22 protein-coding genes are annotated in these 23,631 nt (G+C 63.1%); 14 read left to right on the forward strand and 8 right to left on the reverse strand.

What is annotated here, in order from left to right:
- The first annotated feature begins 3 nt into the window (after positions 1-3).
- The 6 genes from ACODSJ_RS13570 (at position 4) to ACODSJ_RS13595 (ending at position 7,116) form a co-directional block, all read left to right on the forward strand.
- Entirely contained in the window at positions 4-1,992 is a 1,989-nt protein-coding gene (locus ACODSJ_RS13570) for a heme lyase CcmF/NrfE family subunit (RefSeq protein ID WP_489102209.1), read from the forward strand.
- Positions 1,989-2,525, forward strand: a complete 537-nt coding sequence (locus ACODSJ_RS13575) for a DsbE family thiol:disulfide interchange protein (protein ID WP_489102210.1) — start codon at positions 1,989-1,991, stop codon at positions 2,523-2,525. The genes ACODSJ_RS13570 and ACODSJ_RS13575 overlap by 4 nt, the downstream gene beginning before the upstream one ends.
- Entirely contained in the window at positions 2,522-2,995 is a 474-nt protein-coding gene (locus ACODSJ_RS13580; protein WP_489102211.1) for a cytochrome c-type biogenesis protein, read from the forward strand. The genes ACODSJ_RS13575 and ACODSJ_RS13580 overlap by 4 nt, the downstream gene beginning before the upstream one ends.
- A complete protein-coding gene (gene ccmI, locus ACODSJ_RS13585; RefSeq protein ID WP_489102212.1) occupies positions 2,988-4,208 on the forward strand; it encodes a c-type cytochrome biogenesis protein CcmI in 1,221 nt (406 codons plus the stop codon). The genes ACODSJ_RS13580 and ccmI overlap by 8 nt, the downstream gene beginning before the upstream one ends.
- Before the next feature lie 14 nt (positions 4,209-4,222).
- Complete coding sequence (locus ACODSJ_RS13590) at positions 4,223-4,630, forward strand: hypothetical protein (protein ID WP_489102213.1); 408 nt, start codon at positions 4,223-4,225, stop codon at positions 4,628-4,630.
- 392 nt (positions 4,631-5,022) lie between these two features.
- Positions 5,023-7,116 (forward strand): LTA synthase family protein, encoded by a 2,094-nt coding sequence (locus ACODSJ_RS13595; protein ID WP_489102214.1) that lies wholly within the window; start codon positions 5,023-5,025, stop codon positions 7,114-7,116.
- Between the two features lie 56 nt (positions 7,117-7,172).
- Here ACODSJ_RS13595 and ACODSJ_RS13600 read toward each other — a convergent pair whose 3' ends face one another.
- Entirely contained in the window at positions 7,173-7,325 is a 153-nt protein-coding gene (locus ACODSJ_RS13600; RefSeq protein ID WP_018606531.1) for a DUF3309 family protein, read from the reverse strand.
- Positions 7,326-7,561: 236 nt separating this feature from the next.
- Between ACODSJ_RS13600 and ACODSJ_RS13605 the strand changes: the two genes are divergently transcribed.
- The 3 genes from ACODSJ_RS13605 (at position 7,562) to csrA (ending at position 9,132) form a co-directional block, all read left to right on the forward strand.
- The gene (locus ACODSJ_RS13605; protein WP_489102215.1) at positions 7,562-8,377 is read left to right on the forward strand and encodes an SDR family oxidoreductase; all 816 of its coding nucleotides are present in this window, start codon (positions 7,562-7,564) and stop codon (positions 8,375-8,377) included.
- A 71-nt stretch (positions 8,378-8,448) separates the two neighbouring features.
- On the forward strand, positions 8,449-8,781 hold the full coding sequence (locus ACODSJ_RS13610) for a YnfA family protein (protein ID WP_489102216.1): 333 nt from the start codon (positions 8,449-8,451) through the stop codon (positions 8,779-8,781).
- A gap of 150 nt (positions 8,782-8,931) precedes the next feature.
- On the forward strand, positions 8,932-9,132 hold the full coding sequence (gene csrA / locus ACODSJ_RS13615) for a carbon storage regulator CsrA (RefSeq protein WP_489102217.1): 201 nt from the start codon (positions 8,932-8,934) through the stop codon (positions 9,130-9,132).
- On the opposite strand, the gene ACODSJ_RS13620 is transcribed toward csrA, so the two are convergent.
- The 5 genes from ACODSJ_RS13620 to mnmC all read right to left on the reverse strand — a co-directional run bounded on the left by ACODSJ_RS13620 (position 9,121) and on the right by mnmC (position 16,474).
- Positions 9,121-9,348 carry a YheU family protein gene (locus tag ACODSJ_RS13620; protein ID WP_489102218.1) on the reverse strand — a complete coding sequence of 76 codons (228 nt, stop codon included), beginning with the start codon at positions 9,346-9,348 and terminating at the stop codon, positions 9,121-9,123. The genes csrA and ACODSJ_RS13620 overlap by 12 nt on opposite strands.
- A 193-nt stretch (positions 9,349-9,541) precedes the next feature.
- A complete protein-coding gene (locus ACODSJ_RS13625) occupies positions 9,542-10,732 on the reverse strand; it encodes an osmoprotectant NAGGN system M42 family peptidase (protein ID WP_489102219.1) in 1,191 nt (396 codons plus the stop codon).
- Positions 10,733-10,784: 52 nt separating this feature from the next.
- Positions 10,785-12,530, reverse strand: a complete 1,746-nt coding sequence (ngg, locus tag ACODSJ_RS13630) for an N-acetylglutaminylglutamine synthetase (RefSeq protein WP_489102220.1) — start codon at positions 12,528-12,530, stop codon at positions 10,785-10,787.
- Between the two features lie 3 nt (positions 12,531-12,533).
- On the reverse strand, positions 12,534-14,306 hold the full coding sequence (locus ACODSJ_RS13635; RefSeq protein WP_489102221.1) for an N-acetylglutaminylglutamine amidotransferase: 1,773 nt from the start codon (positions 14,304-14,306) through the stop codon (positions 12,534-12,536).
- A 185-nt stretch (positions 14,307-14,491) separates the two neighbouring features.
- Entirely contained in the window at positions 14,492-16,474 is a 1,983-nt protein-coding gene (gene mnmC / locus ACODSJ_RS13640; protein WP_489102222.1) for a bifunctional tRNA (5-methylaminomethyl-2-thiouridine)(34)-methyltransferase MnmC2/FAD-dependent 5-carboxymethylaminomethyl-2-thiouridine(34) oxidoreductase MnmC1, read from the reverse strand.
- A gap of 294 nt (positions 16,475-16,768) precedes the next feature.
- On the opposite strand from mnmC, the gene pap reads away from it, so the two are divergent.
- Together pap and ACODSJ_RS13650 are read left to right on the forward strand one after the other, a co-directional pair.
- Complete coding sequence (gene pap, locus ACODSJ_RS13645) at positions 16,769-18,283, forward strand: polyphosphate:AMP phosphotransferase (protein ID WP_489102223.1); 1,515 nt, start codon at positions 16,769-16,771, stop codon at positions 18,281-18,283.
- 104 nt (positions 18,284-18,387) lie between these two features.
- Positions 18,388-19,572, forward strand: a complete 1,185-nt coding sequence (locus ACODSJ_RS13650) for a thiolase family protein (RefSeq protein ID WP_489102224.1) — start codon at positions 18,388-18,390, stop codon at positions 19,570-19,572.
- A gap of 180 nt (positions 19,573-19,752) precedes the next feature.
- Here ACODSJ_RS13650 and ACODSJ_RS13655 read toward each other — a convergent pair whose 3' ends face one another.
- Positions 19,753-19,950 (reverse strand): DUF6316 family protein, encoded by a 198-nt coding sequence (locus ACODSJ_RS13655; protein WP_489102225.1) that lies wholly within the window; start codon positions 19,948-19,950, stop codon positions 19,753-19,755.
- A 177-nt stretch (positions 19,951-20,127) separates the two neighbouring features.
- Here ACODSJ_RS13655 and ACODSJ_RS13660 point away from each other — a divergent pair, with 177 nt between their 5' ends.
- On the forward strand, positions 20,128-21,090 hold the full coding sequence (locus ACODSJ_RS13660; RefSeq protein ID WP_489102226.1) for a DMT family transporter: 963 nt from the start codon (positions 20,128-20,130) through the stop codon (positions 21,088-21,090).
- Between the two features lie 54 nt (positions 21,091-21,144).
- On the opposite strand, the gene ACODSJ_RS13665 is transcribed toward ACODSJ_RS13660, so the two are convergent.
- Positions 21,145-22,539, reverse strand: a complete 1,395-nt coding sequence (locus ACODSJ_RS13665; protein WP_489102227.1) for a class II fumarate hydratase — start codon at positions 22,537-22,539, stop codon at positions 21,145-21,147.
- A gap of 204 nt (positions 22,540-22,743) precedes the next feature.
- Here ACODSJ_RS13665 and ACODSJ_RS13670 point away from each other — a divergent pair, with 204 nt between their 5' ends.
- Entirely contained in the window at positions 22,744-23,271 is a 528-nt protein-coding gene (locus ACODSJ_RS13670; RefSeq protein WP_489102228.1) for a DUF2059 domain-containing protein, read from the forward strand.
- A gap of 13 nt (positions 23,272-23,284) precedes the next feature.
- Positions 23,285-23,584 (forward strand): BolA family protein, encoded by a 300-nt coding sequence (locus ACODSJ_RS13675; protein WP_489102229.1) that lies wholly within the window; start codon positions 23,285-23,287, stop codon positions 23,582-23,584.
- Positions 23,585-23,631 lie beyond the last annotated feature (47 nt).

Raw genomic sequence — 23,631 nt, forward strand, 5'->3', positions numbered from 1 at the left:
GTGATGACGGCTGGTATCTTTATTCCCGAATTGGGTCACCTGGCGATGATCCTGGCCTTGTGCCTTGCGTTGGTACAGGCCGTGGTGCCGTTGCTCGGTGCCTGGCGCGGCGACCGTCTGTGGATGGGCGTGGCCCGTCCGGCGGCGTGGGGGCAGTTTGCGTTCATGGTGTTCGCCTTCGGCTGCCTGACCTACGCCTTCATGACCGACGATTTTTCCGTCGCTTATGTGGCCAGCAACTCCAACAGTGCCTTGCCCTGGTACTACAAGTTCAGCGCCGTGTGGGGTGCCCATGAAGGCTCGCTGCTGCTCTGGGCATTGATTCTTGGCGGCTGGACCTTTGCCGTCTCGGTGTTCTCCCGGCAGTTGCCGCAGGTGATGCTGGCCCGGGTGCTGGCGGTGATGGGCATGATCAGCAGCGGTTTCCTGCTGTTCCTGATCGTCACTTCCAACCCGTTCGAGCGCATCTTGCCCCAGATGCCGACCGATGGCCGCGACCTCAACCCGTTGCTGCAGGACATCGGCCTGATCGTCCACCCGCCGATGCTCTACATGGGCTATGTCGGTTTTTCCGTGGCCTTCGCCTTCGCCATCGCCGCGTTGCTCGGCGGTCGTCTCGATGCCGCGTGGGCGCGCTGGTCGCGTCCGTGGACCATCGTCGCCTGGGCCTTCCTGGGCATCGGCATCACCTTGGGGTCTTGGTGGGCCTACTACGAACTCGGCTGGGGCGGTTGGTGGTTCTGGGATCCGGTGGAAAACGCGTCCTTCATGCCCTGGCTGGTGGGCACGGCGTTGATTCACTCACTGGCCGTCACTGAAAAGCGCGGCGTGTTCAAAAGCTGGACGGTACTGCTGGCCATCGCGGCGTTCTCCCTGAGCCTGCTGGGCACCTTCCTGGTGCGCTCCGGCGTGCTGACCTCGGTGCATGCGTTCGCCTCCGACCCTGAGCGCGGCGTGTTCATCCTGATGTTCCTGCTGTTCGTGGTCGGCGGCTCGCTGACGTTGTTCGCCTTGCGCGCGCCTGTGGTGAAAAGCCAGGTCGGCTTCAACCTCTGGTCGCGCGAGACCCTGTTGCTGGGCAACAACCTGGTGCTGGTGGTGGCCGCGTCGATGATCCTGCTGGGGACACTGTACCCGCTGGTACTCGATGCACTGTCCGGCGCCAAGCTTTCGGTGGGACCACCTTACTTCAACGCGTTGTTCATCCCGCTGATGGCGATCCTGATGGTGGTGATGGCCGTCGGCGTGCTGGTGCGCTGGAAAGACACACCGGTCAAATGGCTGCTGGGCATGTTGACCCCGGTGCTGTTGGGCACGGCGGTCCTGGCGGTGGTGGCCGGTGTCGCCTATGGCGATTTCAACTGGGCGGTGCTGGCGACCTTCGCGCTGGCGGCCTGGGTGTTGCTGGCCGGCGTGCGCGACATCTTCGACAAGACTCGACACAAGGGCCTGATCAAGGGCCTGCCGACCTTGACCCGCAGCTATTGGGGCATGCAGCTCGCGCACCTGGGCATCGCCGTCTGCGCGTTGGGCGTGGTGCTGTCCAGCCAGAACAGTGCCGAGCGTGACCTGCGCCTGGCGCCGGGAGAGTCCATGGACCTGGCCGGCTATCAATTCGTTTTCGAGGGGGCCAAGCATTTCGAAGGCCCGAACTTCACCTCCGACAAAGGCACCGTGCGGGTCATTCGTGACGGCCGGGATGTGACCGTGCTGCATCCGGAAAAACGCCTCTACACCGTGCAGGGCTCGATGATGACCGAAGCGGGGATCGACGCCGGGTTTACGCGCGACCTCTACGTGGCGTTGGGTGAATCCCTGGGCGACGGCGCCTGGGCGGTACGGGTCCACGTCAAGCCGTTCGTGCGCTGGATCTGGTTCGGTGGCCTGCTCACCGCCCTGGGCGGGATGCTGGCGGCGCTGGATCGTCGTTATCGAGTCAAGGTGAAGGCCCGGGTGCGTGAGACCCTGGGCATGACGGGAGCCACTGCATGAAACGTTGGATGATGCTGTTGCCGCTGGCGCTGTTCCTGGTGGTGGCGGTCTTTTTGTACCGAGGGCTCTTCCTCAACCCGGCGCAACTGCCATCGGCGATGATCGGCAAGCCGTTCCCGGAGTTTTCCCTGCCTTCGGTGCAGGGCGACAGGACCCTGACCCGCGCCGACCTGCTGGGCAAGCCGGCACTGGTCAACGTGTGGGGGACCTGGTGCATTTCCTGCCGGGTCGAGCACCCGGTGCTCAATAAGCTGGCGCAGAACGGCGTGGTGATCTACGGCGTCAACTACAAGGACGTCAATGCCGACGCCTTGAAGTGGCTGACCGAATTCCACAACCCGTATCAACTGGACATTCGCGACGAAGACGGCTCCCTGGGCCTGAACCTGGGCGTGTATGGGGCGCCGGAAACCTTCTTCATCGACGCCAAGGGCATTATCCGCGACAAGTACGTCGGCGTGATCGACGAGCAAGTCTGGCGCGAGAAACTGGCGGCGACGTATCAGTCCCTGGTGGACGAGGCCAAACCATGAAGCGTTGGTTAGCCGCCGCTATCCTCGGCCTGAGCCTGGTGGGCGTGGCCCACGCCGCCATCGACACCTACCAGTTCGCCAACGACGGCGAGCGTGAGCGGTTTCGCGAACTGACCAAGGAACTGCGCTGCCCCAAGTGCCAGAACCAGGACATCGCCGACTCCAATGCGCCGATTGCCGCCGACTTGCGCAAGGAAATCTTCCGCATGCTGGGCGAGGGCAAGGACAACCAGCAGATCATCGATTTCATGGTCGATCGCTACGGTGAGTTCGTGCGCTACAACCCGGCGCTGTCTTCCAAGACCGCGCTGCTCTGGTTCGGCCCGGCCGCGCTGTTGCTCGGTGGTTTCGTCGTCATCGCGGTGATCGTGCGTCGCCGTCGTGTCCAGCGCAGCGCCGCTGCGGATACGCTTTCTGTCGAAGAGCGCCAGCGCCTCGACCAACTGTTGGATAAAACCAAGCATGATTGATTTCTGGCTCGCCGCAGGTCTGCTTCTCCTGGTTGCCCTGAGTTTTGTGTTGATCCCTGTTTTGCGCGGCCGTCGTGTCCAGTTGGAAGAGGACCGGACAGCGCTCAACGTAGCGTTGTACCAGGAGCGCGTCGCTGAGCTGCAGGCCGAACGGGAAGAGGGCGTGCTCAACGCCGCGCAACTGGACACCGGTCGCGCCGAAGCGGCCCGTGAGCTGCTGGCTGACACCGACGGGGCCGAAGCACCACGCGAATCGCGCTTGGGCAAGCCGTTGCCGGTGCTCGCCGCTGTGCTGGTGCCTGTGCTGGGCCTGGCGCTGTACTTGCATTTTGGCGCCAGCGACAAGGTTGAACTGACCCGGGAATTCGCCCAGGCGCCGCAGTCGATGGAAGAAATGACCCAGCGCCTGGAGCGAGCGGTGGCGGCGCAACCGGATTCGGCCGAGGGCCTGTATTTCCTCGGACGTACCTACATGGCGCAAGATCGCCCGGCGGATGCGGCGAAGATCTTCGAGCGCACCGTGGCCGTGGCCGGCCGCCAACCGGAACTGCTTGGCCAATGGGCCCAGGCGCAGTATTTCGCCGATGGCAAGAAATGGTCGGACAAGACCCAGGCCCTGACCGACGAAGCGCTGAAGCTCGATCCGAAAGAAGTCACCAGCCTCGGCCTGTTGGGCATCGCCGCGTTCGAAGGCGAGCGTTATCAGGCGGCGATCGACTACTGGGGCCGCCTGCTCGCCGAACTGCCCGAGGGCGATAAGTCCCGTGAGGCGCTGCAGGGCGGCATCGCGCGCGCCACCGAGAAGCTGCAAGCCAGCGGTGGCAAGGTCGCTCAAGCCCAAGCCCAAGCCCAAGCCCCGGCGACCAAGGCTGCGGCACTGCTGAAAGTGCGCGTCGACCTGGCGCCGGCGCTCAAGGCCAGCGTGCAGCCAGGCGACAGCGTGTTCATCTTCGCCCGCGCCGTCTCCGGTCCTCCGGCACCGTTGGCGGCCAAGCGCCTGACGGTCGCTGACCTGCCCGCCACGGTCGAGCTGGGTGACGCGGACGCGATGATGCCGCAGCTGAAACTGTCGAACTTCCCTGAAGTCCAATTGGTGGCGCGAATTTCCCGCGCCGGTCAACCGACCGCCGGCGAATGGGTCGGCCGCAGCCAACCCCTGGCGAGCAGCACCACGACGCCGCAACAATTGATCATCGACAGCCCGGACAAATAACAGGAATTCGCACCATGACCGCCATCGCTCGTCTCACCTTGCTCACCCTCGTCCTGGGCCTGAGCGCTTGTGCGGTCCAGCGCCCACCTGAGCCTTCGGCACCGCTGCCGCCGATCACGCCGTCGACCCCGACCCACAAGCCGGGCCCGTCGACCCCACCGGGCAAGCCGGTGACCCCGAACAAACCGGCCAAGCCGCTGCCGCGTACGTCCGCCAGTTTCGCCCCGCCACCGGGCGGCAACAGTCATTGGGACGCCAAGCTGGGCGTCTATGTGCTGGACAACCAGACCAACACCTTCTATCGCCAGCGCACCTACTACCGCTGGAACAACGGCTGGAGCCGCTCCGTCAGCCCGAACGGGCCGTGGGAAGAAACCACTATCGAGGGCGTGCCGGCGGGGCTTGGGCGGCAGTTTCATTAAGCCCCCAGGAATTCCCTTGGGGCCAGGGGGATTTATCTGTGGGAGCAAAGCTTGCTCGCGATATAGACGCTGCGGTCTTTCATGGATCGAGGCGCCTGCATCGCGAGCAAGCTTTGCTCCCACATGAGCTCCCTCGCCACAGATGGGGTTCGCCTCAACGGTCAGGGAAATCCGGGCTTTTTGTGTTTCTGAATATTCATTGAACGAAATTTTCACAAAACCTTACGGACAATCTCCTGCGCTTTAATTGCCGCCGGTTATTTAATGGCAATGCCATCGCCGTTCGTGCAACATTTGCCCTCTCGCGCAAGCCCCGGGGTCATGCATTGGCCAACAGAGGGCGCGCCGTTGTTTCTTTTTGTCACTTCAACTCCAATAGGTCCTTAAACGACATGGCAATCCCGGACGCCCTGAGTCAGCAGCGCACCACGCATCGCTTGCTGCAACCGACCGTCAAATCACACTTGGCCTACACGTTGCTCTGTGCCCTGGTGATGATGGTCATGTTCAGCCTGCTGCGCCTGGCGCTGCTGGTCTACAACCGCGAGATGATCCTCGATACCCCGGCCTCGACCTTCGTTGAAGCGTTCGCCAACGGCCTGCGTTTCGACCTGCGCCTGGTGGTGTACCTCAGCGTTCCGCTGCTGCTGGCCTTGTTCAGCCCCCGGACCATGGCGGCTCGCGGCTTCTTCCGTTTCTGGCTGACCGTCACCTCGAGCATCGCCTTGTTCCTGGGCTTGATGGAGATGGACTTCTACCGTGAGTTCCACCAGCGCCTCAACGGCCTGGTCTTCCAGTACGTGAAGGAAGACCCGAAAACCGTGATGAGCATGCTCTGGTACGGTTTCCCGGTGGTGCGCTACCTGTTGGCCTGGGCGGTCGGCACGCTGATCCTGAGCCTGGCCTTCAAGGGTGCCGACCGCGCGACCCGGCCACGCGGACCGTTCAGCGGTGGCAGCATCGGTGTGCGTCAGGTCGCACCTTGGTACAGCCGCGTCGCGGTGTTCGTGGTCTGCCTGCTGGTGGCGGTGACCGCGGCCCGTGGCACCCTGCGGCAGGGGCCACCCCTGCGTTGGGGCGACGTCTACACCACCGATTCGAACTTCGCCAACCAACTGGGCCTCAACGGTACGTTGTCGCTGGTGGCGGCCGCCAAGAGCCGGATGTCCGAAGACCGCGATAACATCTGGAAGGCCACCCTCGAACAGCCGTTGGCGCAACAGACCGTGCGCGACATGCTGGTGATGCCCGACGACAAGCTGGTGGATACTGCGACCGCCGCCGTGCGTCGCGACTACACGCCGCCGGCCGACAAGACGCTGCCGATCAAGAACGTTGTCGTGATCCTCATGGAAAGCATGGCCGGGCACTCGGTCGGCGCCCTGGGCGCGCCGGGCAACATCACCCCTTACCTGGACAAGCTGTCCAAGGAAGGCCTGCTGTTCGACCGCTTCTTCTCCAACGGTACCCATACCCACCAGGGCATGTTCGCCACCATGGCGTGCTTCCCGAACCTGCCGGGCTTCGAATACCTGATGCAGACGCCTGAGGGCAGCCACAAGCTGTCGGGCCTGCCGCAACTGCTCAGCGCTCGCAACTACGACGACGTCTATGTCTACAACGGTGATTTCGCCTGGGACAACCAGTCGGGTTTCTTTAGCAACCAGGGCATGACCAATTTCATCGGGCGCAACGATTTCGTGAACCCGGTGTTCTCCGACCCGACCTGGGGCGTGTCTGACCAGGACATGTTCGACCGTGGCCTGATCGAGCTCAAGGCGCGGGAAAACGGCAAGCCGTTCTATGCCTTGCTGCAAACCCTGTCCAACCACACGCCGTATGCGCTGCCGACACCCTTGCCGGTGGAGCGGGTCACCGACCGTGGCAGCCTGAACGAACACCTGACGGCCATGCGCTACGCCGACTGGGCCCTGGGCCAGTTCTTCGAGAAGGCCCGCAAGGAGCCTTACTTCAAGGAGACCCTGTTCGTCGTGGTCGGCGACCATGGCTTTGGCAACGAACGGCAGATCACCGAAATGGACCTGGGTCGTTTCAACGTACCGATGCTGATGATCGGCCCGGGCATCCAGGAAAAATTCGGCCAGCGTAGCCACACCGTCGGCACCCAGGTCGATATCGTTCCGACCATCATGGGCCGGATCGGTGGCGAGGTGCGCAACCAGTGCTGGGGCCGCGACCTGTTGAACCTGCCGCAGGGCGATACCGGTTTTGGTGTGATCAAGCCGTCGGGCAGTGAACAGACCACGGCGATCGTGCGCGATGACCAGATCCTGGTGCTGCCGAAGGACAAGGAAATGCCACCGAAGATGTACCGCTATGAACTCGGTGCCAACCCGCATGCGGAAATTATCCCGGACGCACCGGGCACCACGCAGATGAAACTCCAACTGGAGTCGTTCCTGCAGACTGCCACCAAGAGCCTGCTGGATAACACCGCCGGCGTGGTTGATGGCAAGCCGGACTGATTACCGGTGAATATAAAAAAGAGGCCTGTGAAGGCCTCTTTTTTTTACCCCGTGGTTTATATCTTGCCCAGTAATAGCAGGATCAACAGCACCACCAACACTACGCCAATAATACCGGACGGGCCGTAGCCCCAACTTCTGGAATGCGGAAAGACCGGCAGACCACCGATCAGCAAGAGGATCAGGATAATGATAAGTATTGTGCCCATCGTTGATTTCCTTATTGGTCAGTTCTGGGGATACAACAATTAACTGCCAGCGCGCAGGCGTTTAAATCCGGGCGGCTTAAACAGTCGACCGTAACGTCCTGTAAAAAATTCAACGTTTTTGTCGGCGCTCCTACCCACTCCGGTTTGCCCCCGCCATTCAGCACTCTGATGGAGCGTGGGTCCGGGAAAGTCCTTCGCTACACTCGGCCCATCTCTCCCGAACAAGGCTGTCTGCTATGCAAAATCGCATGATGATCACCGGTGCCGGCTCCGGCCTGGGTCGCGAAATCGCGCTGCGCTGGGCCCGCGAAGGCTGGCGGCTGGCGTTGTCGGACGTCAACGAGCCCGGCCTTGCGCAAACCCTCAAGTCAGTGCGCGCCGCCGGTGGCGACGGCTTTATCCAGCGTTGCGATGTGCGTGACTACAGCCAGCTGACTGCGTTCGCCCAGGCGTGCGAAGAAAAACTGGGCGGCATCGACATCATCGTCAACAACGCCGGGGTGGCCTCGGGCGGGTTCTTCAGCGAGCTGTCCCTGGAAGACTGGGACTGGCAGATCGCGATCAACCTGATGGGCGTGGTCAAGGGCTGCAAGGCGTTCCTGCCCTTGCTGGAGAAAAGCCGTGGCAAGATCATCAACATCGCCTCCATGGCGGCGCTGATGCAGGGCCCGGCCATGAGCAACTACAACGTGGCCAAGGCCGGTGTGGTGGCTTTGTCGGAAAGCCTCCTGGCCGAGCTGGCGTATCAGGAAATCGGCGTGCACGTGGTCTGTCCCTCCTTTTTCCAGACCAACCTGTTGGATTCCTTCCGTGGCCCGACCCCGGCCATGAAAGCCCAGGTTGGCAAATTGCTGGAAAGCTCACCGATCACCGCGGCGGACATTGCCGATTACATTTACCAGCAGGTCGGCCAGGGCCAGTTCATGATCCTGCCCCACGAGCAGGGGCGGGCGGCCTGGGCCATGAAGCAGAAGGACCCCCAGTTGTTGTATGCCGAAATGACCACCATGGCCGACAAGATGCGCGCCAAGGCGCGGCAGAATCCCAGTTGACCTCGATGAGTTGACCTCGATGCCCGGTGTCCTCAGGATGGCGCCCTTCGGTCTTCCTGATGGACACCCGCATGCTCAATTACCTGTGGTTCTTTCTTGCCGCGCTGTTCGAAATTGCCGGCTGCTACGCCTTCTGGCTGTGGTTGCGCCAGGGCAAGAGCGCTTGGTGGCTGGTGCCGGCGCTGCTCAGCCTCACGCTGTTTGCCGTGTTGCTGACCCGGGTCGAAGCGACCTATGCCGGCCGCGCCTACGCCGCCTATGGCGGGATCTATATCATCGCCTCGATTGGTTGGCTGGCCGTGGTGGAGCGAGTGCGGCCATTGGGTTCCGACTGGATCGGCGTGGCGCTCTGTGTGTTGGGAGCGAGTGTGATTCTGTTCGGGCCACGATTCTCTGCGTCGTGAAATAAACAGGGTATGAGCAGGTTTTGCAGGAAGTTTCCTTCAGGCGTTGGAGCTTTGCTTGTAGGGGGTTACTGATTTGTCGTCGGTGTCTTGAGAACCTGAAACAGGCCGGGCATGGTCAGGGTCCAGACATTCTTAAGGACAAGAACCATGCTCGTACTCAGTCGTGCAGTAGGTGAATTGATCTCCATCGGTGACGATATTTCCGTCCGTGTGCTGTCGGTCAGCGGCAGCACCGTGCGCTTTGGCGTGGAAGCGCCGCGGCACGTCGACGTCCATCGCTCTGAAATCTACGAAAAAATCCAGCGCAAGAAAGCCCAGGCTGCACGCAAAGTCTGTTCAGTCGAATAGGTGCTTGGGCACGTCGTGCTTGAGCATCAACTGGCACTGTTCGCTTTCCGGGTCGAAGACGATCATCGCCTGGCCTTTGGTCAACGCCTGCCTGACCCGCAATACACGGGTTTCCAGAGGCGTTTCGTCACCGTTGTCGGTGCCGTCGCGGGTCACGAAATCCTCGATCAGGCGGGTGAGCGTGTCGACTTCGAGTTGGTCGTGGGGGATGAGCATGGAGGGGCCTCGGCTAGACAATGTGGCGATGCTACGGCCATTGAGGGTTTGCGGCTAGCCTGGGTTTTGCGGTGTCTGTTCTGGCCTTATCGCGAGCAGGCTCGCTCCCACAGAGTTCTGAGCTGCGCTGAAGGCTCCATGTGGGAGCGAGCCTGCTCGCGATGGCGATATTCGTGGCGGCGAAAATGTTGGATCAGCTATCCGAGCGCTGCCCCACCAGGCTGTCCACCGAAGGCACCCGGGTATCGCTTTCCATCTGTGCATCATGCTCGATCTGGTGGCTGAAGCGGTCCAGCGAGCCTTGCGCCGGCTGTGCGTCGCTGGCGAAAACCGCCGGGCTGAGGATATAGGCACTGAGCAGGCGGCTGAGGGCGGCGAGGCTGTCGATGTGGGTGCGTTCGTAGCCGTGGGTGGCGTCGCAGCCGAAGGCGAGCAGGGCGGTGCGGATGTCATGGCCGGCGGTAATGGCGGAGTGGGCGTCGCTGAAGTAGTAGCGGAACAGGTCGCGGCGTGCCGGCAACTCGTTTTCCTTGGCCAGCGCCAAGAGATGGCGCGACAGGTGATAGTCGTAGGGGCCTCCGGAATCCTGCATCGCCACACTGACGGCATGCTCGCTTGAATGCTGGCCGGGCGCAACGGGGGCAATGTCGATGCCGACGAATTCACTGACGTCCCAAGGCAGCGCGGCCGCTGCGCCGCTGCCGGTTTCCTCGGTGATGGTGAACAGGGGGTGGCAATCGATTTGCAGTTGCGCACCGCTGTCGACAATGGCCTTGAGCGCCGCCAGCAGCGCGGCGGCCCCGGCCTTGTCGTCCAGGTGCCGGGCGCTGATGTGGCCGCTCTCGGTGAACTCCGGCAAGGGATCGAAGGCCACGTAGTCGCCGATGGCCACGCCGAGGGTTTCGCAATCGGCGCGGGTGGCGCAGTAGGCATCCAGGCGCAGCTCGATGTGGTCCCAACTGATGGGCATTTCATCCACGGCGGTGTTGAACGCGTGCCCGGACGCCATCAAGGGCAACACGCTGCCGCGGATCACGCCGGTGTCGGTGAACAGGCTGACCCGGCTGCCTTCGGCAAACCGGCTGGACCAGCACCCCACCGGCGCGAGGGTCAGGCGGCCGTTGTCCTTGATCGCCCGCACGGAGGCGCCGATGGTGTCCAGGTGCGCCGATACGGCCCGGTCGGGGCTGTTCTTGCGGCCCTTGAGCGTGGCCCGGAGGGTCCCGCGCCGGGTCATTTCGAAAGGAACGCCGAGTTCGTCAAGTCGCTCGGCGACATAACGCACGATGGTGTCGGTGAACCCGGTGGGGCTGGGAATGGCGAGCATTTCCAGCAGGACTTTTCGCAGGTATTCGAGGTCCGGTTCGGGAATTTTACTGATCATGGAAACTCCTCGCGGAACATAAAATTGAAGTAGAGGAACCCTGTGGTGAGGCTCAGGCCACCGCCTGGCTATGGGGAAACAACAAATCCACAAAGCGCTCGGCGGTGGGTTGGGGGTCATGGTTGGCCAGGCCGGCGCGTTCGTTGGCTTCGATGAACACATAGGTGGGCTGGTCGGCTGCGGGCACCAACAGGTCGAGGCCGACCATGGGGATGTCCAGCGCGCGGGCGGCGCGTACCGCGGCATCGGCCAGGGACGGATGGAGGATGCCGGTAACGTCTTCCAGGATGCCGCCCGTATGAAGGTTCGCCGTGCGCCGTACGAACAGATGCTCACCCGCCGGCAGCACGCTGTCGTAGTCGTACCCTGCGGCGCTCAGCGTGCGTTGGGTTTCGGCGTCCATCGGGATCTTGCTTTCGCCGCCGGTGGCCGCTTGTCGGCGGCGGCTCTGGGCTTCGATCAGGGCACCGATGGTGTGTTGTCCGTCGCCGATCACTTCCGCCGGACGCCGGATCGCTGCCGCCACCACCTCATAGCCAATCACCAGGATCCGCAGGTCCAGCCCCTCGTGAAAGCTTTCCAGCAACACCCGGCTGTCGAACTGCCGGGCTGTTTCGATGGCGCTCTGCACCTCTTCGATGGTGCGCAGATCCACCGCCACGCCTTGGCCCTGCTCACCGTCCAGCGGCTTGACCACGACCCGCTCGTGCTCATCGAGAAAAGCCAGGTTGTCATCGGCATTGCCCGCCAGTTGCTGGGCCGGCAGGTTCAGGCCGGCGTTTTTCAGCACCTTGTGGGTCAGGCTCTTGTCCTGGCACAAGGTCATGCTGATGGCGCTGGTCAAATCGCTCAGGGACTCGCGGCAACGCACCCGCCGACTGCCGTGGACCAAGGTGAACAAGCCGCCTTCGGCGTCGTCCACCTGCACGTCGATGCCGCGCCTGTGAGCCTCCTCGACGATGATCCGCGCGTAGGGGTTGAACGCCGCCTCCGGTCCCGGCCCGAGGAACAGCGGCTGGTTGATGCCGTTCTTGCGCTTGATGGCGAACGTCGACAGATTGCGAAAACCGAGCTTGGCGTAGAGGTTCTTCGCCAGCCGATTGTTATGCAGCACCGACAGGTCGAGATAGCTCAGGCCGCGACTCATGAAGTGCTCGATCAGATGGCGCACCAGCACTTCACCGACTCCGGGCCGTGGGCATTGCGGGTCCACGGCCAGGCACCAAAGGCTGCTGCCGTTCTCTGGATCGTTGAAGGCTTTCTGATGATTCAGGCCCATGACGCTGCCGATCACCGCGCCGGTGTCGTCGTCTTCGGCCAGCCAGTAGACCGGACCGCCTTCGTGACGCGGGGTCAGCCGTTTATGGTCGATGGGCAGCATGCCCCGGGCCTGGTAGAGCTGGTTCATGGCCTGCCAGTCGGCTTCGCTCTGGGCCCGGCGAATCCGGAAGCCGCGAAACACCCGCGTGGCCTGGCGATAGTCGCTGAACCACAAACGCAAGGTGTCGGACGGATCGAGGAACAACTGCGCCGGTTCCAGGCCGAGCACTTGCTGGGGCGCGGCGACGTACAGGGCAATGTCGCGCTCGCCGGGTTGTTCGTTGAGCAGCTCCCGCGCCAGGCTGGCCGGATCGGGGAAGGTATGGCCGATCAGCAGGCGGCCCCAGCCGCAATGCACCGCGATCGGGTCGGCGCCCAGCTCGCTGCCGTCTTCGGCCAGGCGCGCCTGCAAGCGTTCATAGGAGGGCGCCTGGCCGCGCAACAGGCGTTGGTTGTGAACCGTAGGGTTGGCTTTCATCGATCAGATTCCTTGCTCGCTGAGCCACAGGTTCAGCGCCGCCAGTTGCCACAACCTCGAGCCGCGCAGCGGGGTGAGTTGGCCGTTGGGGTCGGTCAGCAGGCGATCGAGCATGGCCGGGTTGAACAGGCCACGATCCTGGCTCGGATCCAGCAGCAGCTCGCGGACCCAGGCGAGGGTGTTGCCTTCCAGGTGCTTGAGGCCCGGCACCGGGAAATAGCCCTTCTTGCGGTCGATCACTTCACTGGGAATCACTCGCCGGGCCGCTTCCTTGAGCACCTGCTTGCCGCCGTCGGGCAGCTTGAACTGAGCCGGGACCCGGGCCGAGAGCTCCACCAGCCGGTAATCGAGGAACGGCGTGCGTGCCTCCAGGCCCCAGGCCATGGTCATGTTGTCGACGCGCTTGACCGGGTCATCCACCAGCATCACGGTGCTGTCCAGGCGCAGGGCCTTGTCCACCGCGGCTTCGGCGCCTGGCTGGGCGAAGTGCGCCTTGACGAAGTCGCCGGCCGCGTCGTTGGCCGTCAGCCATTTGGGCTGCACGGTGGCGGCATATTCCTCGTAGCTGCGGTCGAAGAACGCGGCGCGATAGGCCGCGTAGGGATCGCTGGCGCCATCGACCTGGGGGTACCAGTGGTAACCGGCAAACAGTTCGTCGGCACCCTGGCCGCTTTGCACCACTTTGCAATGCCTGGCCACTTCCCGCGACAGCAGGTAAAAGGCAATGCAGTCGTGGCTGACCATGGGTTCGCTCATGGCGCGGAAGGCTGCGGGCAGCTGTTCGATGATCTCTTTTTCGTCGATGCGCAGTTGGTGATGACGGGAGCCATAGTGCCGGGCGATCAGGTCCGAATACTGGAACTCGTCACCGCGCTCGCCGCCGGCATCCTGGAAGCCGATGGAGAACGTCGACAGGTCTTCAACGCCGACTTCGCGCAACAGGCCCACAAGCATGCTGGAGTCCACGCCGCCGGACAGCAGCACGCCGACCTCCACGGCGGCGCGTTGGCGAATGGCGACGGCTTCACGGGTGCTGTCGAGCACGCGGTCGACCCAGTCTTCCAGGTTCAGGTTCTGTTCGTCGGCGCGGGGGCCGTAGGGCAGGGTCCACCAGGTTTGCTGCTCGGTGCTGCCGTCGGCGTCGATCCGCATCCAGGTGGCGGGCGGCAGTTTTTCAATGCCGGCCAGCAAGGTGCGCGGCGCCGGGACCACCGCGTGGAAATTCAGATAATGGTTGAGCGCCACCGGGTCGAGCAGCGGGTTGATGTCGCCACCCTTGAGCAGGGCCGGCAACGCCGAGGCAAAGCGCAAGCGCTGGCCGGTGCGTGACAGGTACAGCGGCTTGACGCCGAGGCGGTCGCGGGCGATGAACAGCCGCTGCGTGTCCCGCTCCCAGATGGCGAAGGCGAACATGCCGTTGAGCTTGGGCAGCAGCGCTTCGCCCCAGGCGTGGTAGCCCTTGAGCAGCACTTCGGTGTCACCGCCGGAATGAAAGGTGTAGCCCAGGCTTTCCAGCTCGGCGCGCAGTTCCGGGTAGTTGTAGATCGCGCCGTTGAAGGCCAGGGACAGTCCCAGCGGTAGGTCGACCATCGGCTGGGCCGAGGCGTCCGACAGGTCCATGATTTTCAGACGCCTGTGGCCCAGGGCAATCGGCCCCTGGCTATGAAAACCCCACGCGTCAGGGCCGCGAGGCGCCAGGTGATGGGTGATGCGTTCCACGGCCGCAAGGTCCGCAGGTTGTTGATCGAAACGTAACTCTCCAGCTAATCCGCACATAAGTCCTTACCGGTTTTTCCGTTGGGGAGGGGGTCAAGCAGCACCCACCGAAAGGGCGGGTACTTGGAAACTGACCGGTGGGATGGCTGTGAGTTTTATATCGATGCGTTATAAGCGGGCGGAAGGGGACGGGTGGTTTGCCCATGATTGAAGAACAGGAGAGCTCTGTGGGCTATCGATCGGTGTCACGCCTTGCCCCGAATCAGTCCCCGCAACGCAAACCGGTTCGGGTGGCAGGCCTCGGCGACGCCGCGGGGCAGCGGCAGGGGTTCGTTCTCCAGCCAGGCGGCGATCAGTTCGCCCGACAGGGGCGCGGTGATCAGACCACGGGAACCGTGGCCGCTGTTGATGTACAGGCCTTCGAGCCAGGGGCAGGGCGTGTCCGGTACCTGGCGGGCGTCCTTGCCCAGGGCCGCGTAGGCCTCGTTAAACGCGTTGCGATCCGCCAAGGGGCCGACAATCGGCAGGTAATCCGGGCTGGTGCAACGGAACGCCGCCCGGCCTTCGAGGTGCTGCGGATCCAGGGCGCGGGCGTCCAGGCGGTCGACCAGGTCCAGGGAGATCTCTTCGAGCATCTGCAGGTTGCCGGCGTGCTCGGCGGCGGTCGGGGCCAGGTCGTCGCTGTTGAAATCGAAACTGGCACCCAGGGTGTGTTCGCCCGATCGCGGCGGCGACACATAGCCTTCGGCGCAGACCACTGTCGCCAGGCTCTGGCTGCGGACGGTCTGGGGCAGTCGGGTGATCTGCCCGCGAATGCGCTTGAGCGGCAATTCGGCGGCGGCGTCGAAGCGCTTGATCTCGGCGGCGCTGGCGAGAATCGCCACGGGCGCGCTGGCCAGGCAACGTTCGCCATCCCACGCCTGCCATTGGCCTTCCACGCGGCGCAAGGTCAGCACCTCATGGTGGGTCTGGACGGCAATTGTCGGGCTTGAGGCCTGCCACCGACACAGCGCCGGGGGATGCACCCAACCGCCCTCGGGATAAAACAGACCACCACAGGCCAGGCCAATACCTGCGCGGGCCTGCGCCGATGCCTGATCGAGAATGTGCAGCAGATCGGCGGGAAACGCCTCGGCCAGTTGCGCCTGGCGTTCGGCTTCCTTGTTGTTGAACGCCAGTTGCAAGACCCCGCAGGCGTCCCAGTCTACGCCGCGCTGCAGGTGTCCGAGCAAGCGTCGGGTATGGCCGAAACCACTGAGGATCATCTGCGACAACGCCGTACCGTGGGCCGACAGCTTGAGGTACAGCACGCCCTGCGGGTTGCCGGAGGCCTCCTCGGCCAACCCGGCGTGGCGCTCCAGCAGCGTCACTTGCCAGCCACGGGCGGCCAGGCTTGCGGCGCTGGCGCAACCGGCCAGGCCACCGCCGATCACCAGTGCCCGGCGTTCGTCGGTGGGGCGCAAGGGGCGGGCGTACCAGGGTTTTGCCGGGGCCGGCGACGGTGCCTGCTCCGGCCAGCCGAGAAACACTCCGCGCAGGATTTCCCATTTGTGGCCAATGCCCGGCGTGCGCTTCATCTTGAAGCCCGCCGCATTCAGCAGTCGCCGGACCCAACCGGTGCTGGTGAAGGTGCTGAGGGTCGCGCCGGGTGCGGCCAGCCGCGCCAGTTCGGCGAATAGCTCGGCGGTCCACATCTCGGGGTTCTTCGCGGGCGCGAAACCGTCGAGGAACCAGGCGTCGATGTGGGCGTCCAGCTGCGGCAATTGTTCCAGCGCATCGCCGATCAACAGCGTCAATGTCACCCGCCCACCCGCCAGTATCAGGCGCTGAAAGCCCTGGTGAATCGCCACGTACTGTTCGAGCAGCGGGTCGGCTTGTTGCTTGAGTGACGGCCACAAGGCCAGGGCCCGGCGCAGATCCTCCGGGCTCAAGGGGAATTTCTCGACACTGACGAAATGCAACCGGGCACCGGCCGGCGCGCACTGTTCGAACAGTTGCCAGGCGCAGAGAAAATTCAGGCCGGTGCCGAAACCGGTTTCGCCGATCACCAGTCGTTCGCCGTCGGCCAGCGCCGCAAAACGTTCGGCCAGGTTGTTCTGTTCCAGGAACACGTAGCGGGTTTCTTCCAGCCCCGACTGGTCGGAAAAATACACGTCGTCGAACGCGCGCGAGCGCGGGCGCCCCTGGTCGTCCCAGTCGAGTTGGGCGTGGTGCTGGATGGGTGTCATGGCAGGCTCGGTCAAAATCAAGGCGGCCATTCTAGGCTATGTACGAAATCGCTTGAAACTTGGTTATGCGGCGTTAAAAACCGGCTCGGAATGCTCATTGACAACCAGTCAACTCCGCTTCCTCGCCGGTTTTTGCCTTGCCTAACCTGCGTTTCAAACAATTTCGTACACAGCCTAGCCGATCGGTATCGGCTTGCTTGATCCAACGCAAGAGAGGGTGCCTATGGAGGGAATCTGCTGCACGGGGCGCTATCCAATCCGCTAGTCTTGGCCCATCCCCGAAAGGAGCTGCCCATGTTTGAATCCGCTGAAATCGGTCACGTCATCGATAAAGACACCTTCGAGGCCGAGGTGCCGGCCCTGCGTGAGGCCCTGCTTGAAGTGCAGTTCGAGTTACAACAGCAGGGCCGGTTTCCGGTCATCGTGCTGATCAACGGCATCGAGGGCGCGGGCAAGGGCGAGACGGTGAAATTGCTCAACGAGTGGATGGACCCCAGGCTGATCGAGGTCCGCACCTTCGACCAACAGACTGACGAAGAACTGGCGCGGCCTCCGGCCTGGCGCTATTGGCGGATGTTGCCGGCCAAGGGCCGCATGGGGATTTTCTTCGGCAACTGGTACAGCCAGATGCTGCAGGGCCGGGTCCATGGCGAGATCAAGGATCCGCGGCTCGACCAGGCGATCAATGGCGCCGAGCGCCTGGAAAAAATGCTCTGCGACGAAGGCGCGCTGATCTTCAAGTTCTGGTTCCACCTGTCCAAGAAACAGATGAAGGCCCGGCTCAAGGGGCTCAAGGATGACCCGCTGCACAGCTGGCGTATCAGCCCGTTGGACTGGCAGCAATCGCAAACCTACGACAAGTTCGTCAAATACGGCGAGCGGGTGTTGCGCCGCACCAGTCGCGATTACGCGCCGTGGCATGTGATCGAGGGCATGGACGCTTGCTATCGCAGCCTGACGGTCGGCCGGATCCTGCTGGAGGGGATGCGCCAGGCCCTCGGCCGATCCCAGGTCAAGCCGGACAAGGTCAGCGTGGCGCCGTTGCCGGTGCTGGACGGGCAGATCACGCTGATCGACAGCCTGGACATGAGCCAACGCCTGGAAAAGGCCGATTACGAAGAACAGCTGATCACCGAGCAGGCGCGGTTCGCCGGTTTGTTGCGCGACAAGCGCATGCGCCGGCATGCCCTGGTGGCGGTGTTCGAAGGTAACGATGCGGCGGGCAAGGGGGGAGCGATCCGGCGGGTCGCTGCGGCCCTTGACCCACGCCAATACGGCATCGTGCCGATTGCCGCGCCCACCGAGGAAGAGCGTGCCCACCCCTATATGTGGCGGTTCTGGCGGCATATTCCGGCACGCGGCAAATTCACCATGTTCGACCGTTCCTGGTACGGCCGGGTGCTGGTGGAGCGGGTCGAAGGGTTTTGCAGCCAGGCCGATTGGTTGCGGGCCTATGGCGAGATCAACGACTTCGAAGAGCAGCTCGCCGACGCCGGCGTGGTGGTGGTCAAGTTCTGGCTGGCCATCGACAAGGAAACCCAACTGGAGCGCTTCCAGGAGCGTGAGGAAATCCCGTTCAAGCGCTTCAAGATCACCGAGGACGACTGGCGCAACCGCGACAAGTGGGACGCTTATCGGGCCGCGGTGTGCGACATGGTCGACCGCACCAGTACGGAGATTTCCCCGTGGACCCTGGTGGAAGCCAACGACAAGCGCTGGGCGCGGGTCAAGGTGCTGCGTACCCTCAACCAGGCGTTGGAAGCGGCTTTCGAACGGGCCGAAAAACAGGCCCGGAAAAAGAAACGCTAGGGCAATGAGAGCGCATACGCAGGGTGAATGATTGTCGCAGTCGGTTATGCCGTGGATCTATGCTCGATTCACTCACAACCGACTCCAACAATGAGGTAACTGCCATGCGTGAAGTGGTGATCGTCGACAGCGTACGAACCGGCCTGGCCAAGTCCTTTCGCGGCAAGTTCAACATGACCCGTCCGGACGACATGGCGGCGCACTGTGTCAATGCGTTGTTGGCGCGCAACGACGTCAACCCGGCCAGCGTCGAAGATTGCATCGTCGGCGCCGGTTCCAACGAAGGTGCCCAGGGCTACAACATCGGCCGCAACGTGGCGGTGCTCTCGCAACTGGGCACCGACACCGCCGGCATGACCCTCAACCGTTTCTGCTCCTCGGGCCTGCAAGCGATTGCCATCGCGGCCAACCAGATCGCGTCCGGTTGCAGCGACATCATCGTCGCCGGCGGCGTGGAATCCATCAGCCTGACGATGAAAAGCGTCAACACCGACCATCTGATCAACCCGTTGCTCCAAGAGCAGGTACCGGGGATTTATTTCCCCATGGGCCAGACGGCCGAGATCGTCGCCCGCCGTTATCAGGTCAGCCGCGAGGAGCAGGACCGCTACGCCTTGTACAGCCAGCAACGCACTGCCCGGGCCCAGACGGCCGGACTGTTTGCGGACGAAATCATCCCGATGACAGTGAAATACAAGATTGAGGATAAAAACACCGGTGCGGTGCAGGTGGTCGAGGGGGTGGTCGATCGCGACGACTGCAACCGTCCGGACACCACCTATGAAAGCCTGGCGGGTCTCAAACCGGTGTTCGCCGAAGACGGTTCGGTGACGGCGGGCAACTCGTCGCAGTTGTCCGATGGCGCCTCCATGACCTTGGTGATGAGCCTGGAAAAAGCCCTGGCGCTGGGGCTCAAGCCCAAGGCGTTTTTCCGTGGTTTTACGGTGGCGGGGTGCGAACCGGATGAAATGGGCATCGGCCCGGTGTTTTCGGTGCCCAAATTGCTCAAGGCCAAAGGCTTGCAGATCGCCGACATCGACCTGTGGGAACTCAACGAGGCGTTCGCCTCCCAGTGCCTGTACAGCCGTAATCGACTGGAAATCGACCCGGAAAAATACAACGTCAACGGCGGCTCGATTTCCATCGGCCATCCGTTCGGCATGACCGGCTCGCGGCAAGTCGGCCATCTGGTGCGCGAGCTGCAACGGCGCAACCTGCGCTATGGCATCGTGACCATGTGCGTGGGCGGTGGGATGGGGGCGACGGGGTTGTTCGAGGCGGTGAGGTAGCTCCGAATCTGGCAAGTCAGAGGCTCTTGTGGCGAGGGAGCTTGCTGTGGGAGCAAGGCTTGCCCGCGATGCAGGCGCAGAGACTTTTCAGGCTAACCGAGTATTGCCGATCGCGAGCAAGCCTTGCTCCCACAGCAAGCACCCTCACCATAAAGAGTGCTGTGGGAGCCTTTACGGTGCTTAGCTGGCGACTTGCGCCAGTTGCATCATCCGCGTGATATACACCGCGATTCCCTGTTCCGCTGCCTCCCGGGTGGGATACGGCCCCTCCTGGGTGCCTTCGCGGGTATTGAAGTAGAACTCGCCGTTTACCCGGCAGATCCGGTCGCTGCGAAAAATGGTCGTAGGGGTCGGATCCTGGGCGCGTTTGCCAAGCATGGTGTTTCTCCAAAGGGGTTGCGAGTTCGTTCCCAGATGAGCTTATGTGCAGTTCTCGATTTCCGCCTGTCGAGCCGATCGACGGCGCGGCCTGGCCCATCCCGTCAACGCAATATGCAAACGTCGTCGTGGCGTCGGGTTAGAATCGGCGCACACATCTTGAGCTTCGAGGGTTGCATGCACAAATCGTCCGGCCGCTGGGTCTATGGCCTGTTCCTCGCCTTGTTGACCGCGTTGCTCTGGGGAATCCTGCCGATCAAGCTCAAGCAGGTACTGCAAGTGATGGATCCGGTCACCGTGACCTGGTTTCGGCTGCTGGTGTCCGGTGGCTTGCTGTTCATCTATCTGGCGTCTACCCGGCGCTTGCCCAGCCGCAAGGTGTTGGGTCCGCGCGGTGGCTGGCTGGTGGCGATGGCGGTGCTGGGGCTGGTGGGCAACTACGTGCTGTATCTGATGGGCCTGAACCGCTTGAGCCCTGGCACGGCGCAACTGGTGGTGCAGATGGGCCCGATCATGTTGCTGGTCGCCAGCCTGTTTGTGTTCAAGGAGCGTTTCAGCGTCGGGCAGGGCATTGGTCTTGCGGTGCTGCTGATCGGTTTTGCGCTGTTCTTCAACCAGCGCCTGGTCGAGTTACTGACGTCCCTGAGCGACTACACCGCCGGGGTCCTGCTGGTGTTGCTGGCCTCGACGGTCTGGACGTTCTATGCCCTGGGCCAGAAACAACTCCTGACGGTGTGGAATTCGTTGCAGGTGATGATGGTGATCTACCTGTTCTGCGCCTTGCTGCTCACGCCCTGGGTGCACCCATTGGAGGCGTTGCAGCTGAGCCCGTTGCAAGGTTGGCTGCTCTTGGCCTGCTGCCTCAATACCTTGATTGCCTATGGTGCGTTTGCCGAAGCCCTGGCCCATTGGGAGGCTTCGCGGGTCAGCGCGACCCTGGCGATTACGCCGCTGGTGACCTTCGCCGCGGTCGCGATCGCCGCCTGGTGGTGGCCCGAGTACGTGCACGCCGAACAGATCAACCTGTTGGCGTATGGTGGGGCGGTACTGGTGGTGCTGGGCTCGGCGCTGGTGGCACTGGGGCCGTCGCTGATCGCCGGCCTCAGGGCCCGGCGCGAGCGCTTGGCGGTGGGGCGTTAGCCGCCTGTGGGAGCGGGCTTGCTCGCGATAGCGGACCCTCAGCCCACAAAGTACTCAGCCCTGGCTACCGGCTTCCAACATATTCTCCGGCCTTACCCAGGCATCGAATTCTTCATCGGTCAGGTACCCCAGCTGCAATGCCGCTTCGCGCAGGGTCAAGCCTTCGGCATAGGCTTTCTTGGCGATTTCCGCAGACTTGTCGTAGCCGATGTGCGGGTTTAGCGCGGTCACCAGCATCAACCCTCGCTCCAGGTGCGCGGCCATCTGCTCGGCGTCCGGTTCGAGCCCGGCGATGCAGTGCTGCTGGAAGTTGCTGCAGCCATCGGCCAGCAGGCGGATCGATTGCAGCAGGTTGTGGATGATCACCGGTTTGAATACGTTCAGCTGCAAGTGCCCCTGACTGGCGGCCATGCCGATGGTCACGTCGTTGCCCAGGACCTGGCAGGCCAGCATCGACAGGGCTTCGCACTGAGTCGGGTTGACCTTGCCGGGCATGATGGAGCTGCCCGGTTCGTTGGCCGGCAGCTTCACCTCGGCGAACCCGGCCCGTGGCCCGGAACCCAGCAGGCGCAGGTCGTTGGCGATCTTCATCAAGGTCACCGCCAGGGTTTTCAGGGCACCCGAGAGTGTGGTCAGGGGCTCATGGCCCGCCAGCGCCGCGAACTTGTTCGGTGCGGTCACGAAGGGCAGGCCAGACAGTGCCGCGAGTTCGGCGGCAATCGCTTCGCCGAAACCATGGGGCGAGTTGAGCCCGGTGCCCACTGCCGTGCCGCCCTGGGCCAGTTCGCAGACCGCCGGCAATGCGCCGCGCAGGGCCCGTTCGGCGTAATCGAGCTGGGCAATGAAGGCCGACAGTTCCTGGCCGAAGGTGATCGGCGTGGCGTCCATCATGTGGGTGCGGCCGGTCTTGACCAGCTTCATGTGGCGCGCCGCCAGTTCCGCCAGCCCGCCGGACAGCTCCGCAACGGCCGGCAGCAATTGCTGGTGGACGGCCTGGACGGCGGCGATGTGCATGGCGGTAGGGAAGCAGTCGTTGGAGCTCTGGGAGCGGTTGACGTGGTCGTTGGGGTGCACCGGGCTCTTGCCGCCACGCGGGTTGCCGGCCAGCTCATTGGCGCGCCCGGCGATCACTTCGTTGACGTTCATGTTGCTCTGCGTGCCGCTGCCCGTTTGCCAGACCACCAGCGGGAACTGATCGTCATGCTGGCCGGCCAACACTTCATCGGCGGCCTGTTCAATGAGGCGGGCGATGTCGGCGGGCAGGTCGCCATTGCGGTCGTTGACCCGCGCGGCAGCCTTCTTGATCAGGGCCAGGGCATGCAGCACCGACAGCGGCATGCGTTCGTTGCCAATGGCGAAGTTGATCATCGAGCGCTGGGTCTGTGCGCCCCAGTAGGCGTCGTCCGGGACTTCCACCGGGCCAAGGCTGTCGGTTTCGATACGGCTCATAGGGTCAAACTCTCCTGTAGGGCTGAATGCGCAGTTTAGGCCCGGATAGGCAGCGCCGGTTCCTTCGATCATTCTTCAATCTAGGCGCGGCGAGTTTGTCCCGTCAATCGGACCCCGAAAGCAACGGGGTTGAGGCGCGGCGTTTTTTAGGCGCAGAATGGTCGCCCTTGGGGTTCTACCTCGCCTGTAATGAAAGGAAACTCGATGACCCGTCTTCGTGCCATCTGTACAGCAGTTGCTCTGGTGTGTGCCAGCGGCCCTGTTTTCGCCGATACCGCCAGCCACAACGCCAGCGCCGAAGCCTTCCTGACCCTGGCGCACGCTGACAAACTGGGCACCCCGGTGTACATGCAAGTTCAGCAGATGTTTGCCCAGCGCTTTGAACAGACCAAGGCCCCGGAATCGAAAAAGGCCACTCTGGAAACCTATCAGGCCAAGGCCAACGCCGCGCTGGACAAGGCCATCGGCTGGGACAAGCTCAAGCCGGACATGGTCAAGCTCTACACCAGCAACTTCAGCGAGTCGGAGCTCAAGGACCTGGTGGCTTTCTACCAGTCGCCATTGGGCAAGAAAGTCCTCGAAAAAATGCCTCAGCTGACCCAGCAGTCGGCCCAACTGACCCAGGCCAAGCTCGAAAGCGCGGTACCGGTGGTCAACAAGCTGCTGTCGGACATGACCGCAGAGCTCGAGCCTAAAGCCGCGGCGCCTGCGCCAGCCAAGAAAAAGCCGTAAGCGGAGCCCCGGTATGAGCATGCAACAACGCATCGAGTCGACCCTCGGGCTCTTGCAGCCCGAGCACCTGCAAGTGCTGGACGAAAGCCACATGCACAGCCGTGGCCAGCAGACCCACTTCAAGGCGGTGGTCGTCAGCCGGCAGTTCGAAGGGCTCAATCGCGTCAAGCGTCATCAGAAGGTCTACGGCACATTGGGCGAACTGATGGGCGAATTCCATGCGTTGGCACTGCACACCTACACCCCCGAGGAGTGGTCGCAGATCGACGCAGCACCGGCTTCACCGACCTGTGCCGGTGGCAGCAAGCACTGATCGCCAGGACGAGAGGGCGTTGTGGGGGGGGGGGGGGGGGGGGGGGG

It is taken from the genome of Pseudomonas sp. FG6 (assembly GCF_057809015.1).